This window comes from Herbaspirillum sp. 1130, assembly GCF_017833835.1.
GTDB classification, from domain to species: Bacteria; Pseudomonadota; Gammaproteobacteria; order Burkholderiales; family Burkholderiaceae_D; genus Herbaspirillum; species Herbaspirillum huttiense.
The window spans coordinates 1-16,965 of sequence record NZ_JAFICQ010000001.1; the positions used below are offsets into that span (position 1 = coordinate 1).

Consider the following 16,965-nt stretch of genomic DNA (forward strand, 5'->3'; position numbering starts at 1 on the left):
GGCTATCAATCACCTAACCAGTTCGAAGCACAACTTGCTCGGAAAGCGGCTTAGTTTCTCGACCAACCTTGGTCCAGCCCGAGGGGTTCACTCCAGTTTAGACCACAATCCTGCTCAAGACAGCGAGCGGGAGAACGGAGTGATAAACGTGGCCCTACTTGGAATTATTCGGCGCTGGTACATCAGAGACCGCGTTTCGATCAGGGAAATAGCCCGTAGGCTAGACATTTCCCGAAACACTGTTTGTCGCTATATTCGGTCCGAGGCGATCGAACCGTCCTATCCCACCAGGCAATCACAGAGCTCGCTCGATGAATTCGCGCCTAGACTTTCCGCCTGGCTGAGCGCTGAGGCAGTCAAATCACGGAAGCAAAGAAGAACCCTGAAACAGATGTTCCTGGACCTGAAAGAGCTGGGATATGAGGGGTCGTATGACCGCGTAGCTGCCTTCGGAAGGCAGTGGAAAGTGGGTCAGATGGCGAGGGTCAATTCAGCGAGCAAATCAACAACCCAACCTCAGTGTGATATGCCATCTACTTCGATAGTAGGTCGAGTCGGCGTGGCTTTCAAATCGCATATGGGCAGCACTTAGGCTCACTGGTATTGCAAACGAACCATGCAACTCGGGATTTGGAACTTTATCCTTTTGGTAACTGTGGTGTGTAATGGTCCAACTGCGCTAATTCTTGGCTGTGAGATCTGGCGTGCCGATGAGGTCATGTTGGTGAGTGGGAATAGCAGGGGGATTAGAATCGACCGCCTCTGCCAGGTGATGGTGAATCGCGTTCTGGGCCATTTTTGTTCTGCGTTGGCCGAGTCAACGCATACCTGTAGTGGCCGCTAATTCGATTAACTAGGACTTGTGCATCCCAGGGATTACGTGAGGCATCCAAGTGCTTGGTTGCGGCGACCAGATACAGAGGGCGATTTTCGGCGACTGACTGGAGGAAGCGAACGATAGCTCCTGCATCTGAGAAACTTCCCGTTCTTGACGACGCTTTAAGAGCGCTGTGCGCCATGACGAGCTCTGGGAGTCGCGCGCCTTTTTCGCCCAGGTTCACTTTCAGGTCTCCGATAGGATTATATGTGGTTAGGGAGAAAGACGGGATGAAGGAAAGTTTGGGTGTGTAGTTGATATAGGCTCCGAACGAACCAAGGTTCGGTTGGTGCACGCGCCTGAGTCTATTGAGCTGTAGTTCCGCCGTGTTCTCATAACTGCAGTCTATCGTGTAAGGACTTGCGCCATCTGGAGCTTTCTTTGCTTGAATCCAGAAGATGCGGGCGCCGCCGCCTTGAATGAGATTGTCTCCCGCCACGACAAGCAGAATATCTGCACCGACGTCTTCCTCTTTCAATCCCGGTCGAGCTTGTTCGTAGATTTTGCTATAGGCCATCTGCAAAGATGGCGTGCCGTTATCTAGCATCGAAGACAGGTTTTTGGCGTGTTCTGTTAGCGCCTCCAGGAAATCACCTGAAATGCCATTTTCGATTTTAATTCGCGTGGAGGCGTTGGCTGTTCGAGAAGCATGAGCCAGGCACCAATATAGCTCCCACAGACCTTTGGATTTGAATTGTGAGCGTGATCGCAAATCGTACATTCGCGCGTTTCGATCGGAGAGCGCTAATCTCGCATAGCCCAGCGTATTTTGGTGAAAATTTGTGGGGGTGCTAATAGGGAGTTCGAGCAGGCGAGTATCGCACCAAGCTTCTCGTTGCGCACTTCGGTCAAACTCCTGTTGCTGTACTTCGAGTTTGGTTTTTATTTGAGCGCGCTGGAGATCCAAGGTTTTGGCGGAAGAAGTAGCATGCTCCTTCTCTCGTAAGGCATGCGCCAATTGAGTTTCAAGCTTTTTCTTGTCTTTGATTGCTTGTATCAAGTAACCGCGTAATGTAATGACGACATCGATGATGGTGGAGATAATTGCAACTGCCGCAATAGCGACGAGTGCGAGCTTGAACATAGTATTGTTGACGCGCGAAATTATTTTCCTGGTCCGAGCATTGGGGACGTCCCGATGCTACTGATCGCAACGCTGGTGTGTAGGTCTGCCCTGGGGCAGGGCAGGTCTACTGATATTTCTTTGCCTCGTCCTTCATTCTCTGTTGATACGTGCGGTACCTTCTGTCGGCGTCGTTGTCTGGAGAGGGCATAGCTTTCTCCACTTCCTTGGAGCGCCGGGCGTCGTCGCTTCCGTCTTTGTATTTCTCCGCTTCTGCTTTCATCTTCTTTTGATAGTCCGTATAGCGGTCGCTGGCCAGCGCCGGGGAAGCTACGCAGATGTGCAGTACCGCGGTCCAAAGCCATGTGAGTCTTATTTTCATATTTATTGGAGAAAGATCGTGATCGAGGTAGGCCAGATGTACCGAAAATTGGCGGTGCGAGGCCGGCCAAGAGATCCAGTTGAGCCATTCTCTGGCTTATCGACGGCCGTGGTTGAAATTTGCGCAAGCTTCCAAAACAAGGGCTCCTGGTATTTTATTGCATTTGGGAAATTTGGTGCATTGCGGCCGTCTTTTCGATTGGACCAGAACTGCATCGATTAAATCTCGCTCGTTAAGGCGAGCCTGAATGCAGCGGTTCATAGCGCGGAGAGAGCTGGGGGCGGGGGAGGGGGCGTATGTCCAAGTGGTGGCCTTCGGCCTGCAATGGAAGTTACGTAAATGGAGGGGGAGCCAATCCATGGTTAATTCAACAGACGCAATGCATCAAGATGGGAAATGGCATGTACTAATATTCCTCTCGACCCGTAATATTTTGGAATTGCAAAATTAAGGGCTTGGCAATCCAATCGGGAACACTATTCCAGATCTAAACATCAATTCTGCGGTAAAGCCTTGAAGGTAAGTTATTGATTTTAATAAGCGCATTTTCCAGTTCCAATTGCTCCATACACCTCAACAATTATGGGCAACATCCAGAGATATTTTCATTTGGGGATAAATATAGAAGGTAGTCTCTCTAGTGAGCGTGGTGGGGCGGTGCCGATTCGTACCAGTGTTTCGAATCGTTGACGATCTTCACCACCAGAAGCATGACCGGTACTTCGATCAATACACCGACAACGGTTGCCAGCGCGGCGCCAGACTGGAAGCCGAACAGGCTGATTGCTCCAGCCACAGCCAGTTCGAAGAAGTTGGAAGCGCCGGTTGGCAAAGCTTGAAGCGCTTCAGGTAGCGATCGACTTGAAAATGTCAATTTATTAATAAAAATTAAAGCTCAACTACTATATTTAGTATATTGACTCAACATTTTACTCCGTATATAGTTTTAGCACTCTCGGCGGCAGAGTGCTAAAAAGGCTGCCATCTATCCTAGGAGGAGTTATGGCAGACTTGCATAAGGTACTGTTTTACCCGGTGGGTAATGGCGACACCAGTCAGATCATCTTGTCAGGTGGTCGTCGCGTTCTCTTCGATTTTTGCCATCGCGGCAAAGCAGAAGATGCTGACACCCCAGAGATCGACCTCAAAGCACGGCTAAAAAACGAATTAAAAGAGGCTGGCTACGATTACTTTGACGTCGTTGCGTTTACTCACGCAGATCTCGACCATATTCAAGGCAGTACAGAGTTCTTCGAGCTTCAGCATGCGAAGAAATATCACGGCGAAGGCCGCATCAAGATTCGGGAACTGTGGGTGCCTGCAGCCATGTTGCTGGAAGAGGCAGACAACGAACATCAGCAAGAAGAGTTTGTATTGCTGCGCCAAGAAGCACGTCACCGGTTGCTTGAAGGTAAAGGCATTCTTGTTTTTTCTAAACCCCAGGCGTTGGCTAATTGGCTGGAGCCACGCTTGAAAGAGCGCGGCGAAGCTGCTTCGGCTCGCGATCATCTTTTTATTGACGCTGGCACGCTTGTTCCAGGCTTTTCACTTGCGAACGACGGTGTCGAGTTTTTCTGCCATTCCCCTTTCATTAAACACTACGACGACGGCGACATCATTCGTAACCGTGCATCTCTCGTCTTTAATGTTCGCTTTAGAGCTGACGGGGCTCATTACGATTACTTGGAAGTCGGCGATGCTACTTGGGAAGAAATAGAGGACATCGTACGTACCACGAAGTACCACAAAAACGATGACCGCCTTGCCTGGAATCTCTACAACATTCCACACCACTGCAGTTATCTGGCGCTCAACGAAGAGGGGCAAAAAGGCGACAAAGAGACAGAACCAAAACCATTGGTCAAAGAGCTGTTGCTAATGGGGAAGCCCGACGCCTATATCGTCAGCTGTAGCAAACCCGTTACAGACGTGAACGACTCTTACGAACAAACCCAGCCACCGCACATTCAAGCACGTAATGCTTATGCACGCTATCTGAAAACGGTGGGTGGACGTAAGTTTCTGGTGACGATGGAAGAACCAAATGCCAACAAGCCCGAACCCATTGTCTTCGAGATCGCAAGAGGCGGCGTGACGTGGAAACGTTCAACGTCAATTGGGGCTGCGGCCATTATCACATCGACGCCGCCTCGAGCTGGCTAAATCTCGATAATGACGGACGCATATCACCAACTGGCAAACGTTGTAGAAGTGCGGGACGCCAGCGAACTTAAGATTCTACGCGCCAAGACGTTGCTTAATGCGATTGAGCGTCACCGTGACTATTCGCTCATAGGGATCCTCCGACACGGCGATGTAGCTGGTCCTTCGGTCGAGTGTCTCGTTGTCGACGTTGAATGTGATGATGTACCACCAGAGAACTCTGCCGGTATTCAGTATCGTGAGCGCTTAGCGTTATGCGTTCCTAGTGATGACGAAGAACTGGTGGAGGTCCTTGCGTTACGTAAAAGCTTTCCGATTCTGATGCACCTAAACCAGGGTGGAGCAAATTCGATAGCAAACCTGTGTCTGTATTTTGAAGCTTCTTCGGCGGTTAGAAGAACATGGACGCCACAAGCATTTCTACGTCGAATCCAGTGGTGGTTAGAAAAAAGTGCAAGAGGCGAGCTGCACCCCGCCGACCAGCCAGTGGAGCATCTGTTTTTCGCCAGTAAATATGAACTGGTATTGCCCTGGAATCTTGCCGAGCTACGAAAAGATGCTACCCGTCGCTTTGTCGTCCTTCGGCAGAAGGAACGTGTCGACGGCGGTTTCACTTGTCTACTGCTATCCGTTGTGCCGGGTATGCCGCAAGATAAAACCGTCAAACACATCGAGCTCCTGTTACCGCCAATCGTTCATGGTTCGGTGGAGCGTAACCCCAGTACCCTTGGGGAATTAGCCGACCTTTTGTCAAAGCGCAACACTGACCTGATAGGTCCTCTGAGTACGGCGTTGAAGGAAGGTATAGGTTCAGGTGGTGTAATGCCTACGAAGAACGATAACGGCACAGTGATTCTGCTGTACATACCGGTGCGTCGAACCGCTACAAGCGAGCCTGACACCGTAATACGCCGAGCGTTCTTCATCCCCATCAGTACACTGGATCTGGGTGTCGCTTGTGGCGCATTGATGGTGTACGAAGGACGATACTTCCAAGATAGTTTGAATCCGCAACCATCCGCTGCGTGGCGCGAACAGCAAGTTATGACGATGGACGTGCGAAGCCAGAATGACGCTGCTGCTGCACGTAGACAATCAGGAATCACCGACGCTGGTCCGCCCGGACTCTTAATCGGTGCGGGGTCCTTGGGCAGCGCATTGCTGAACTTATGGGGGCGTAGTGGCTGGGGCACGTGGACTGTGATCGATAAGGATCATATTAAGCCGCATAACCTCTCAAGGCATGCCGCTTATTCAGCAAATATTGGCGAAGCGAAGGCCGAGGTAGTGGCTGAACTACACGCGGGTGTAATGGATGGAGCAAGCATTGTCACGCCTATAGTGGCCGATGCGTGCGATTTGAATCAAGACAGCGTTATACAAGCTCTAGGTCACGCAGCAGTAGTCATCGATGCATCTACTACGCTTGAATATCCAAGACTCGTCAGTGGCAACGACACGCTGCCGCGACATTTCTCGGTCTTTATCACGCCAAATGGCAACGCCGCTGTTCTACTCGCTGAAGATGCAAAGCGCGCACATTGCCTTCGCACGCTCGAAGCACAGTATTACCGAGCACTCATTCAACAAGAATGGGGAAAAATACATCTGCAAGGGCATACCGGTACATTTTGGAGTGGTGCCAGCTGCCGTGATATTTCCTTGGTGTTACCTTATTCGCGCATTCTGGGGCACGCCTCCACGCTAGCGGAACAAATACAACAAGCAACAGCATCGGACAATGCACGGATTCGCATCTGGCAGCGAAATCCCGAACTTGGTAACGTCGACGTACATGACATCGACGTCATGGTTGAGCAGCAATTTGATCTGGGCGAACTGAACCTTTACATCGACGCCGGTGCGATACAACGGTTGCGTGACCTCCGTCAGCAAGCATTTCCTCACGAAACCGGTGGCGCACTCCTTGGGTACTATGACTTCAATATTCAGGCCGTAGTAGTGGTGGCCGGGTTGCCCGCACCTCCTGACAGCAAAGCCAGTCCGTCTTCTTTCGAACGTGGCACCGAGGGATTGTTCGAGGCGATTGCTGAAGCATCGAAGCGTACTGGCGGTATGGTTCGGTACATAGGAGAATGGCATAGTCATCCTCCGGGACAGTCCGCCTCACCTAGTCGTGATGATGTGATCCAACTCGTACATTTAGCTCTTGGCATGGCTGACGACGGATTGCCGGCCGTTCAACTCATTGTGGGCGAAACAGATGTTCAAGTGCTGCAAGGGGCAGCCGGCTAGTTGCGGGCAAGAAGGTCTGGCTGAACCACGATTGCGCATAGCGGCAAAAGCGTGAAATGCGATGACAGCTTGCCATACAGAGACAGCTCTTTACATATCCCATGTATATGGGATAGCGGCCTGACTTGGCTTCACCAATACTTTGCCGGCTTCTATAAGCGCGGCATCACATGAACAACAATGGTCATAGCAGCCTGATACGAAGTCTGCGTGTGCTTTATTGACACTTTACAGTTGCGAATGCGGTGCCCCCAGCAACTAAAGATTATTCGCAATCCAGGGAGATAACAACAATGAAATACGAAGTCGACTTCTTGCCTATCGGCGAAGGTTCCGGGGACGCAATCGTTATCCACTACGGTGACGATGTCGGTGGCTATTACCTCCACGTAGTCGATGGAGGCCGGGCTGGAACTGCGGAAACCATCATTAACCACATCAACAAGTACTACCAAGGTGAATACATCAGCCACATGGTGCTCTCGCATGCTGACGACGATCACGCTACCGGGCTTATTGGTGTGATGGAGAAGATCGAGGTTAAGAATCTGTGGATGAACAGGCCATGGCTATATGCAGAACAGATTCTTCCACACTTTCACGGCAACTACACGCTCCAAGGCCTGATCGATACCATCAAGAAGGAGCATCCCTATCTAGTAGAACTTGAACGGCTCGCCAATCAAAAAGGGATTCCGATCCATGAGGTGTTTCAAGGAGCGAAGATTGGTGAGTTCACCGTTCTCGCTCCAGATAAAAACCGGTACATCGATTCAATTCCCGATTTTTCGAAGACGCCGGATAGGTATAGGATAGAAGCTACGAAATCGGAAGGACTCGGTCTACTCCGGCTCATCGCCGAGGCTGCTAAGAAGTACTTGGAAGAAAAGTGGGATGTTGAAACGCTCTCAGAAAATACTGAGACGTCGGCGTCCAATGAAAGCTGCGTCGTGCAGTATGGTGTACTGAATGGTAGGGGCGTTTTGCTTACTGCGGATGTGGGTCCTATTGGGTTGCTAGAAGCAGGCAACTACGCTGCAGGGCTTAGATTGAAGAGGCCCAAGTTCGTGCAAGTGCCACATCATGGAAGCAGGCACAACGTGACTCCCGCTGTGCTCGATATGTGGTTAGGGGAGAAGCAACCGCAAGGCACTGAAGTCGGTGTGGCTTTCTGCTCAGTCGGTTCGAACAAGAATGACTATCCCCGCGGGCAAGTTAAGAACGCGTTCATGCGTAGAGGCTTTAAGGTTTACTCTACCCGTACAAAATGGATATCGGACTACGGTGGCGGCGGTGGGCATCCAGGTACAGTTCCGGCAGTTCCGGAACAGTTTGCTGACAAGGTGGAAGGAATCTGATGGACATATTGAAGTTTTTCGATACCTATTCGATACGCGCAAGGCTTTTTCCAGCCATCATTGCAGCAGCACCGGCGTTCGCTGCGTTGGCGCTGCTCATTTCGTGGAAATCGTTGGGTCTGTCGAATCTCATAGCGACGTTAGGCATACTCGTGCTGTTGTTCGCCATATCGGACCTATCACGTGCACGTGGGCGCGCGATAGAGAAAAAGCTTTACGCCGAACATGGAGGTATGCCGTCAATTACTATGTTCCGCCGAAACGACGAAACCATCGATGCAGGTTCAAAAGACCGATATCGCGCTTTTCTCGCAAACCAGCTGGCCGTTAATGTCCCGAGTCCGGCCGACGAAATGGCAAATCAAGCCGCCGCTGACGCTTTCTATATTCAGTGCGGCAACTGGCTGCGTCAAAACACTCGCGATACAAAGAAGTTTTCACTTCTGTTTGCAGAAAACATCACGTATGGCTTTCGTCGAAATCTTCTTGGGGTAAAAGCGTTGGCACTATGTTTGAACGTGATCGTCGTTTCGGTCTGCACGTTCGCCCTATGGCGCCTGTCCTGGAATACTGACACTTCACAAGGAAGCCGAATTATAGTGGTCTTAGTTGTGGCGGTGGCTCATGCCGCTTACATGCTTTTGGCGGTCAATCGTTCCGCCGTGTGGGATGCCTCTAGAGCGTACGGTCGGGAGCTGATTCTTAGCTGCGAATCATTTTTAGCGCAATCGAAGAGTCCGGCGAGGAAAACACCGACGCGCAAGAGCGCGTCAAAAAACTGAGGTCTGGCTCGCAGCTTTGTGGTCGCCAGTGTAGTAGCGCCATCCGTAGGGCGAAGAAGCCGCCTTCAAAGGCGGCGGAGCAAGGATGCTTGTGGCGTTTTTCATCTTCCTGGTTACCTTGGTACTCGTCATCTGGCAGCCCATGGGCCTGGGCATCGGTTGGAGCGCCAGTGGGGGCGCGGCGGTGGCGTTGGCCTTGGGTGTGCTCCATGGGGCCGATATTCCAACAATGTGGCACATCGTCTGGAATGCCACTGCGCCCTTCATTGCCGTCATCATCAGCCTGCTGCTGGACGGAGCCGGCTTCTTTGAATGGGCGGCGTTTCATGTGGCCCGCTGGGGAGAAGGTAACGGCCCCCAGTTGTTCATATTGCTGGTGCTATTGGGAGCGTTGTGTAGGCCGTGTCTAAGGCCAATTTTCCCACATTGAAGAAAGATTTGGTTATGCATCCCAGCTGAATGCCATTGTCCGCCGATGGGCTGGAGAGCTCGCCTGAGCGAAGCTGAAGCGTGATAACATCTTTGGATGATTCTATATTCAAGCATGAATGAGCCTTCTCGTTACGACTTAAAGGTCGCTGATTCGCTTGGCAATGTTCCAAGCGAAGCCTGGCAGCGATTGACGCAAGGCAATCCATTCGTAGGCTATGGTTTCTTGGATGGACTCCAGCGAACTGGATGCGCACATCCTTCCACTGGATGGTATCCTAAGTTTCTCCTCCTGTATCGCGACGGCTTTCTCGTCGGCGGGGCACCATGCTATTTCAAAAATCACTCTCGAGGAGAATTCGTCTTCGATCACGGTTGGGCTGATGCTTTCCAGCGCCATAGCCTTGAGTATTATCCGAAGCTTATCGTTGCTTCGCCATTCACGCCTGTTCAAGGACCGCGGCTGTTGGCGGCCGACGGCGAGGCGAGGGCGATGCTGGCTCAGGGCATCATTGCGTTAGCCAGATCAGGGGCTGCGTCCTCTGCGCACGTGCTGTTCGTCGAAGAAAAAGATAAGCAGGCTCTGCTGGAAGCAGGATTTGTGGTGCGTGAGGCCTTCCAGTTTCATTGGACCAATGCCGGTTACCGGACGATGGATGATTTCTTCGCCAATTTGAACCAAGAGAAGCGAAAGAAGATTCGTCAGGATAGTCGGTACGTGGCCGAGGCGAATATCCAATTCAAGTGGCTGGAGGGAGATTCGCTGACTAGGCAGGATATTGAGTTCTTCTATGATTGCTACTGCAATACATACAAGGAGCATTGGTCGTCTCCGTATCTAAGTCTAGATTTTTTCCTAGAGATGCATAAGACGCGTTCGCTGCATTTTGTGTTGGTGTTGGCGGAGAGGGACGGGACGCGAGTCGCATGTGCGCTCAATGTCCGGGGAGGTAACGCTCTTTACGGTCGCTATTGGGGAACGACGGAGTTCTGCAAGGGGTTGCACTTCGAAACTTGCTATGTGCAGGCAATCGCCTACTGCATCAGGAACGGCATTCCGGCGTTCGAAGGTGGAGCCCAAGGCGAGCACAAGATGGCTCGTGGGCTCTTACCAACAAAGACATATTCAGCGCACTGGATTGCAAATAAAAGTTTCGCTGCGGCTATCGAAAACTTTCTTGATCAAGAGACCGAGGCGATAGACAGATTTGTCGACCAACTTGAGGATAGCTCCCCCTTCAGGAAGTAGTGCTCTGGTCTTTCTTCTTTCGTGGGGCCTTAGGTGCTTGCCTCAATTGTGCTTGTTCGGCCACAACCGCTAATGCGGCATTTTTTTCACGCTCGTCCTTAAGTGCAGCAAGTGCGCTAGCAAGCTCAGCGTGAAGTTCATGGTTTTCGACTCTTACCTTTGCGAGCTGCTTATTTAGGCGTTCACTTAAGGAGCCTTTGGCAATTCGGGTTGTGGCGCGCAGATATGATTGCTGAGCCTCCTTGGTGGAGTGCCCAGCTTTTTCCATTACAGCCGCTGCAACATCTTCGAGCGAGACTGGCAGCTTTGCGGACTGGCGATATTCAATTTCGGCGACAAATATATCGTCTAAAAATTTTCGCCGAATTGCATGAGAGCCCGCGCCTTTTGGCGCACCGGTGGCCTTGAATGCTTTCGAAAAGATATCGACCCATGATCGGGTCAGCAAAGGGCTACCTTTCGTCAAACTCAAAAAAACTGCGTGCTTGGCAACCGATTCGTCCACACCGGTGATCCGAAGAATTGCCTTTCGACCCGAAACATCATCATCGCAATATGCACGAATAGCGTGGGCAAGCTCCCAAGGTATTGGGAAGGGAAAGTCTAGACCGCCTTTTTGCACTGGCGGGACAATGATGTACTCGTCAGCATTTTCTCGTTCGACGAGCGCTTTCGCCGAGAACTGGTCAACCATAAGCGAGTTGGAGCTACTGATTCTGAAGCCGACCGTTTCCATAAGCGTTAGCATCAATGAGTTTCTAGTCGACGAAATCATGCTCTTGATCGCCCAAAATTGCTTGTCTATTGCTAGGATTTCGTCATCTGTAGCCCAATGTTGAAGCGCTCGTGTCTTCCCAGCTGCCTTGCGCTTGTAACGAAGCGGGTATTTGTTTTTGGGTTTATTGTCGTAATCGGTTCCTCCATTCTCCAGGCGAGGGCGAGTGCTCGCCACTGAGGCGATGTTGGCATTGCCAATAGTGTGAACGGGAAGTAGGCCGTTGGTCTGCCCCCAGTTGAGGCATTCGTAAATAATGACGAGCTGTCGATTGACGGTCTGGTACCAACTTGCCGACTGATTTCTATTTCTAGGATTATTTTTGACTACTTCAAGCTGGGCATCTCGGAATTTTTCGAGCAATTCATCGTTAATTTCAGCTAGTGACAACTTCATCTTACGCAGAAATTGAAACAGAGCGCTCAAGGTGTAAACAGTTGGCTCTATCTCGGATTTCGAGGAGGATTTTGTCTTCCTCTCTCTAAAATGGAGTTCGGCTAGGTGGTCAATATAGTCGTTGATTACCGGAATAGTGTAGCCACTCTGATCACGAATCGTGGCGGTGTCATAGCCCTGGTATTTTCCCCAGTGAATAGTAAAGAGTGGCGAGCTCATTCCTTGTCCGTGTTTACGCTTTTTAGTGGCGTTACTTTTGCCAAGATCTTTTTGAGCGCGATATTCTCTTCCAATAAAGCAGAATGGTCTTTGCGCAACTGTTCTTCATTGCTCTCGTATTGCCGCTTTGCTTTATTCATCTGCTTGTTAAGCTGAACCACGGATATCCGTACTTCCCTTATTTCATCCTCTTGGGCAGCATTGATCTGCTCTAGACGCTTTAGTTTTTCCAGCAGTTTGGCAATCCTATTCGTTTTGTTCGTTTCCGCTAATTGAAACTCCGCTCTTTCCTTCAAATTTTCAATCGTCGCTAAACAGGAGTCGCGCTTAGCTATATGAATTTTACTATTTTGTGTAGAGCGACTCAGCCCGGTTAATTCAGAGAGACTGCAAGATCTATCGGCAAATAGAAATTTCTTACTAGCTAGTAGTGGGCTGTACTTTCCTGTCGCTGCCGTCCATTCTGCTAATTCTTTTATTCCAGTGGGGAAATACGCCAAAACTAACTCTCCCGCAGCGTCTCTTTTTACCTCTCCGTCGTCTGTTGTGAGCCAAGGAATACCATCCCTGAGCCAGGCTCTAAGAATGGTTTCACGGATTGACATCTGATTAGCAGCCTCATCCCGAAGGGGATTCGCTCTTGTTTTTTCAATCATCTACTCCCAGCTCCATATTGAAATGCTGTAAGTACGATTCCATCAGATTTCGGTTTTCTTCCGAGATTGCGCAATCCTTCTCGTAGAGTTGTAGATACTCGTCCGCTTCGCGCTCAAGGCCTAATGCCACAGCAGATGGAGTTGTTGGTAAAGCCGCCTCTGCACGCATATTCTCAGCCTCTTCCAGAATATTCCGTTGATAGTTTTCAGTTGTCCAAGACTGAGGACAGCCCGAACAGACAGACGGTGAAGAATTCTGTCTCTGCAGAGCTCCGTTCTTTGCGCATTTAGCTGACGCCGAGGCATGTTTAGCGGTGCCGGCAGTACATGCCACATGCGGCATCGGAGAAACAGCATATCCTTGTTTTGTCAGACGTTCAGCCAATACATCAGATTTTTCCTTCACTGACAGCACGGAAAAATTTGCAACAGAAGATAAACGTTGAGCCAATTTGATGACTCTCTTTGGGAATATCCCTCCAGTGCGATTTCCCCTGAAAAGTTTCTGAATTAGCTCAGAGAGGTAGGTTGCTCCTTCCTCTTGAATGGATTTCAAGAGATCTCGAGAATCCGCATCCAAATTGCGAGAGTGAATCTCGATGACTGACTCGCCCGCTGCTCTCGCATGTTTGTCTGAGGCGTAATGGAGTAATTGTGGATAGCCTTGATGCCCTAGCTGCCGAGCCGCAGCTGGCAACTCAGGCATATCGTAGCGGCGCAGACTAAGCTGCACATACATTCGTCGGAACGGCGAAGCCGAACCTTTCCATTTGGCCAGGTCTACCCCCGCGCGAACGAACAGATGTTTTGTGGACCCCGAATGGTCTATTAATGTCTTCTCGTCCGAGAGAAGGCCTGAGCTAGTAAGGTAGCGACGAGTGAATAACTTCATCTCACGAAGCACTCTTCTGTCGCTTGTTACGGGAATCTCTTCGTCTTTCTTTCTAAATACCCAGTAAAAATCCTCAAGTAAGGCTACCGCATCAGCGACCAGTCCATTGGCAGGGAAATTTCTCCACGCCTTTTCTCCTTTGGACACCCAGAATTCAGATGTAAAGCTTTTTGTGACAGCGTCGATCGGTTGGACGCAACCATAGTAAGTTCCATATGAAATTCGATAACCACCATAGATCTCCTTGGCTCTGCGCGCGTGATTGACTCCAATGACGTTGCCGCAGGCAGTCATTGTCATCTCGACATATGTGATGTAGTCATCAGCCTTTAGGCCATTTCCATCGCCCGGCAGTTCGCCGCGGTTAATTAGAGTCTGAATACGATCTCTAATGGTAAAGCGTATCTTTGCGTCCCTATACTGAGTAGCGAATGACTCAAACTCGCCTTTATCGATCAATAGTCGCACCTCTGTAAGGGCACTGGCTACCTTAGGGCCGTAATCAAAAAGCCATGCTAGTTGCTCTTTAATTAGCTTGATAGAGTCACTTGGGTCGATATTGGGAGTCTGTTTTGCGTTCTCATTCTTTTTGCGATCATTGGTTGCTTTGTGGGCACTCGGGAAAGGGATGAACTGAAATCCATCAATTTCTCCTCTCAGATTCTCGAGAATGTTAATCGCTAAAGCAGCGACTCTAACTGCTCCAAAAGTGGGTTTTACTTCGTATTTTTTTTGTGCAATCTCTCGAGTATTTCCTACTAGTGCAGATAGTTCTTCTATAAACCAGCGGGGAACGGCACGATGGTCAAAAGGATGGCCCACCGCAGCTTCCAGCTTTGCTCTAGAAATTGTGAATGTTGGAGCGTTACTATTATTTGTAAATTCATGTGCGAGCACAGGATTTTCCTTTAGTCGCGACATCAAATTTTGGAGTTTCTCATCCAATTTGGTGACTCCAGCCCAAGTGGATTGAGCGACCTCGTCAAGGAGCTGCTCCAAGTCCGAAATTTCGGCTTCTCGCAGCCAATAAATCCCTCTACTTACTAACCAAGAGAAAACGTTTTGAATGATGCGTACATTTCCAGGAGCGTTAACGGATAGAGCTCCTTCATTATGCTTGAGGCACATGAGGTTTATAGCGCGCTTCATCGCTTCAACCAGATTTGGGAAATGTGTAAGGGGAACGATGCCATCGTAGATTCCCCCTGATCTTCTGTCGCAGCTAAGAGTCATCTTGTCGATGTCAAATGTTTGGAAATATTTTCCGAGCTCGGTGGATGCGCTAGTGTCAATGGTCACTTGGTTTGAGTCCCAAGGGGAAATGTAGCGAACATGGCGATTTACCTCTCGCGGAAAGTCATTGGCGAGAGTCTGAGGATGGGGCTCGACATTCGCTAAGATTTTTGGTTCCTGGCGAACTTCAACCGGTAGAATTTTTCCCTTTGGACTCATTTGAGTTGCCTTTCATATTCTTTAATCAGTCGCGCGTGGGGGCTTGCTAAGATTACTTTTCTTAAGGCACTGCTGAATACTAGCCGCGGGAAATGCACCTTATAAAAGCGCACCGGATTTTCTTCCACGAGTTTGCGAAAGTGTTTCTGATAGAAATGGAACTGATAGGCGCAGTGTTGAAGTTCGGCGACCCCGACTTTGAACTCCGTCATAGCTCCTCGTATCCATTCATCCGCGACCGAACTGGCGCTGGATGATGGCGAGGCAGGGAAAAGGAGTGGTTGAATATCTTTACCCGACAAGCCTCGTTCAGCTAGCTTGTCACCGCGGCCGCATACGAATAGTTCCGTTGCTTCCATTTTTCTCATGCAGCGTCGAGTATTTGCCTCGAGTAATATCGGGAAGAGGGAGCTATCCAAGTAAATCTTTGTGGTTTCGGGATCCGCGTGACCCAATAAAGCCTGCGTGGTGAAGATGTCTCCACCTTGGGACAAGTAATCAATATGTGCACCGAGCTTTCGTAGTGCTCCCAATTGAAATGGCTCGTAAGGGAATTTCTTAAAAAAGGCCGCCATCGCAGGGATAACGGGAAATCTTTTGATAGTCATCGGCCCAGTGTTGTGTCTATCAATCGTAACAAAAAGCCGGCTATCTGAAATTCCGAGCCATTGCGATATCGCAGATTCATTAGAGAGAAGAAGTTTGATTGCGGTAATGGCTGTTTTTTCAGTGATCTCACTATCAGGGTGGACGGAGTTTTCATCGCCCTTCTTTGCATCTTCAATCTCGCTCGTTTGTAGAGAATTTACTTTCCCTTTGACGCCCACGATGAAATATTTATTGCCGCGAACGACGATGTCCTTTGACGTCAGGCTAAGTGCGGTCTCAGGATTCCACGAGGTTTCAGCAATGATTGCGAATAGGCATGCAAGCACTACTACTGTCGGGAGGTAGTGTGTGGATACAAGGATTTCGAACATACACGACATGCTGTCTGCTGACGCATTCGTGCGAAGCAACGGAATGCCTGTGACATCAATGAACTTATGTTTTACAAACGCAAAACCATTTACTCGACTAAAGGTCGCGAAAGTTCTCAGTTGCTCATCGGGAGTAAGTGCTCGTAACTTGTGTCTGAACCTTAAGAAAGTGGAAGCTTTCGGCTTTCGACGCACCATTTTTTGTAGTGCTGGATCTTCAAGGTCGGGCATGCCCAAGTCTGCAGCGGCATTAATTGCTTCTTTTGTGCGTTCGTAGTCCTCAAAAATCCTATCGCATAGTGCAAACAAGTCATCCCTTGTACTAACCAGACTCTTCAGGAATTTGTCATTTCGTTCCTCAAATGAGTTGAAGTCCTCCAGGAATGGCTTATCTAGAAGAGCCATCTTGGTTTTTTCGACCAGCTTCATCGACCGCCTGGAGGTGTCAGGTTTGTCATTCGGAAAGCGGCTTTTAAAACTGGTCACGCCCATGGGCGAGCCATCGGCGTAGGTTGCCTGTGTATCTTTGAGAATTCCTCGGGTCTGGGCAGAAAGGGTAGATTTGTATTCAACCTCTCGAGTAGAAATGTGATCCTCGATAAGCATCATGAGCCTCGGGAGCTCCCAGCGTTTGCAGTTGCCTACGGACGTGCGGATGATTTCCCTGACTTCTGCGTGTTGCTTATGCAAATATAGGAATGTCCTAAGCCTAACAGCCTGGTCGTATCTAGTCGGGCAGGGCAGGCCCCTGAATATATGAAGCAAAAGGGAGTCTTCCTGAAGGTCAAATTCATCGAGCTCAAAATGAACTGCACCCAGACGTTCCTGACTATAAGTGGTTTTAATTGTCATTAAGACAACACTCGTACGTGTGCAAATGTTATTCTTAAATTGTTTGAGTAAATTTTGACGCTGGTTTGCCCCTTCTGCTCTTTTAGGTCTAGCCTTAGATAGCCTTAAAACCGCCTCTATTTGCATTTTTTGGTCAGCTGTCATGGTGTTTAAGGATCATTGATATTAACTCGTACATTTATTG

The 16,965-nt window shown here is 49.6% G+C and carries 11 protein-coding genes and 3 pseudogenes; 7 read left to right on the plus strand and 7 right to left on the minus strand.

What is annotated here, in order from left to right:
• Positions 1 to 139: 139 nt before the first annotated feature.
• Positions 140 to 463, plus strand: a pseudogene (locus JOD78_RS27860) (helix-turn-helix domain-containing protein); the annotation flags it as partial.
• A 283-nt stretch (positions 464 to 746) separates the two neighbouring features.
• Here JOD78_RS27860 and JOD78_RS00010 read toward each other — a convergent pair.
• The 3 genes and pseudogenes from JOD78_RS00010 to JOD78_RS00020 form a co-directional block, all read right to left on the minus strand.
• Positions 747 to 1,961, minus strand: coding sequence for a hypothetical protein (locus JOD78_RS00010; RefSeq protein ID WP_209569162.1), 1,215 nt, complete (start codon positions 1,959 to 1,961; stop codon positions 747 to 749).
• Between the two features lie 106 nt (positions 1,962 to 2,067).
• A complete protein-coding gene (locus JOD78_RS00015; protein WP_209569161.1) occupies positions 2,068 to 2,322 on the minus strand; it encodes a hypothetical protein in 255 nt (84 codons plus the stop codon).
• A 637-nt stretch (positions 2,323 to 2,959) separates the two neighbouring features.
• Positions 2,960 to 3,145: pseudogene (locus tag JOD78_RS00020) on the minus strand (arsenical-resistance protein); the annotation flags it as partial.
• Positions 3,146 to 3,324: 179 nt separating this feature from the next.
• On the opposite strand from JOD78_RS00020, the gene JOD78_RS00025 reads away from it, so the two are divergent.
• From JOD78_RS00025 to JOD78_RS00050, 6 genes and pseudogenes are all read left to right on the plus strand, one after another.
• Entirely contained in the window at positions 3,325 to 4,485 is a 1,161-nt protein-coding gene (locus JOD78_RS00025; protein ID WP_209569159.1) for a hypothetical protein, read from the plus strand.
• A gap of 9 nt (positions 4,486 to 4,494) precedes the next feature.
• Positions 4,495 to 6,741 carry a ThiF family adenylyltransferase gene (locus tag JOD78_RS00030; RefSeq protein WP_209569157.1) on the plus strand — a complete coding sequence of 749 codons (2,247 nt, stop codon included), beginning with the start codon at positions 4,495 to 4,497 and terminating at the stop codon, positions 6,739 to 6,741.
• Positions 6,742 to 7,034: 293 nt separating this feature from the next.
• A complete protein-coding gene (locus tag JOD78_RS00035) occupies positions 7,035 to 8,099 on the plus strand; it encodes a hypothetical protein (RefSeq protein ID WP_209569155.1) in 1,065 nt (354 codons plus the stop codon).
• The gene (locus tag JOD78_RS00040) at positions 8,099 to 8,881 is read left to right on the plus strand and encodes a hypothetical protein (protein WP_245201939.1); all 783 of its coding nucleotides are present in this window, start codon (positions 8,099 to 8,101) and stop codon (positions 8,879 to 8,881) included. Before JOD78_RS00035 ends, JOD78_RS00040 begins: the two co-directional genes overlap by 1 nt.
• 85 nt (positions 8,882 to 8,966) lie before the next feature.
• A pseudogene (locus JOD78_RS00045) lies at positions 8,967 to 9,272 on the plus strand (ArsB/NhaD family transporter); the annotation flags it as partial.
• A gap of 153 nt (positions 9,273 to 9,425) precedes the next feature.
• Entirely contained in the window at positions 9,426 to 10,559 is a 1,134-nt protein-coding gene (locus tag JOD78_RS00050; RefSeq protein ID WP_209569153.1) for a GNAT family N-acetyltransferase, read from the plus strand.
• On the opposite strand, the gene JOD78_RS00055 is transcribed toward JOD78_RS00050, so the two are convergent.
• Genes JOD78_RS00055 through JOD78_RS00070 form a run of 4 tightly spaced genes read right to left on the minus strand, consistent with a single transcriptional unit; the run spans position 10,549 to position 16,925 of the window.
• Positions 10,549 to 11,949, minus strand: a complete 1,401-nt coding sequence (locus JOD78_RS00055; RefSeq protein WP_209569150.1) for a hypothetical protein — start codon at positions 11,947 to 11,949, stop codon at positions 10,549 to 10,551. The genes JOD78_RS00050 and JOD78_RS00055 overlap by 11 nt on opposite strands.
• Positions 11,946 to 12,605: a hypothetical protein gene (locus tag JOD78_RS00060; RefSeq protein WP_209569149.1), complete on the minus strand. Its 660-nt coding sequence runs from the start codon at positions 12,603 to 12,605 to the stop codon at positions 11,946 to 11,948. The genes JOD78_RS00055 and JOD78_RS00060 overlap by 4 nt, the downstream gene beginning before the upstream one ends.
• Positions 12,598 to 14,949 carry a hypothetical protein gene (locus tag JOD78_RS00065; protein ID WP_209569147.1) on the minus strand — a complete coding sequence of 784 codons (2,352 nt, stop codon included), beginning with the start codon at positions 14,947 to 14,949 and terminating at the stop codon, positions 12,598 to 12,600. The genes JOD78_RS00060 and JOD78_RS00065 overlap by 8 nt, the downstream gene beginning before the upstream one ends.
• On the minus strand, positions 14,946 to 16,925 hold the full coding sequence (locus JOD78_RS00070; protein ID WP_209569145.1) for a site-specific integrase: 1,980 nt from the start codon (positions 16,923 to 16,925) through the stop codon (positions 14,946 to 14,948). The genes JOD78_RS00065 and JOD78_RS00070 overlap by 4 nt, the downstream gene beginning before the upstream one ends.
• Between the last annotated feature and the right edge of the window lie 40 nt (positions 16,926 to 16,965).

Coding starts and splice junctions, on each gene's coding strand:
- JOD78_RS00040 (WP_245201939.1), top strand. CDS start 8,099: ATGGACATATTGAAGTTTTTCGATACCTATTCGATACGCGCAAGGCTT.
- JOD78_RS00070 (WP_209569145.1), bottom strand. CDS start 16,925: ATGACAGCTGACCAAAAAATGCAAATAGAGGCGGTTTTAAGGCTATCT.
- JOD78_RS00060 (WP_209569149.1), bottom strand. CDS start 12,605: ATGATTGAAAAAACAAGAGCGAATCCCCTTCGGGATGAGGCTGCTAAT.
- JOD78_RS00015 (WP_209569161.1), bottom strand. CDS start 2,322: ATGAAAATAAGACTCACATGGCTTTGGACCGCGGTACTGCACATCTGC.
- JOD78_RS00055 (WP_209569150.1), bottom strand. CDS start 11,949: ATGAGCTCGCCACTCTTTACTATTCACTGGGGAAAATACCAGGGCTAT.
- JOD78_RS00030 (WP_209569157.1), top strand. CDS start 4,495: ATGACGGACGCATATCACCAACTGGCAAACGTTGTAGAAGTGCGGGAC.
- JOD78_RS00035 (WP_209569155.1), top strand. CDS start 7,035: ATGAAATACGAAGTCGACTTCTTGCCTATCGGCGAAGGTTCCGGGGAC.
- JOD78_RS00025 (WP_209569159.1), top strand. CDS start 3,325: ATGGCAGACTTGCATAAGGTACTGTTTTACCCGGTGGGTAATGGCGAC.
- JOD78_RS00065 (WP_209569147.1), bottom strand. CDS start 14,949: ATGAGTCCAAAGGGAAAAATTCTACCGGTTGAAGTTCGCCAGGAACCA.
- JOD78_RS00010 (WP_209569162.1), bottom strand. CDS start 1,961: ATGTTCAAGCTCGCACTCGTCGCTATTGCGGCAGTTGCAATTATCTCC.
- JOD78_RS00050 (WP_209569153.1), top strand. CDS start 9,426: ATGAATGAGCCTTCTCGTTACGACTTAAAGGTCGCTGATTCGCTTGGC.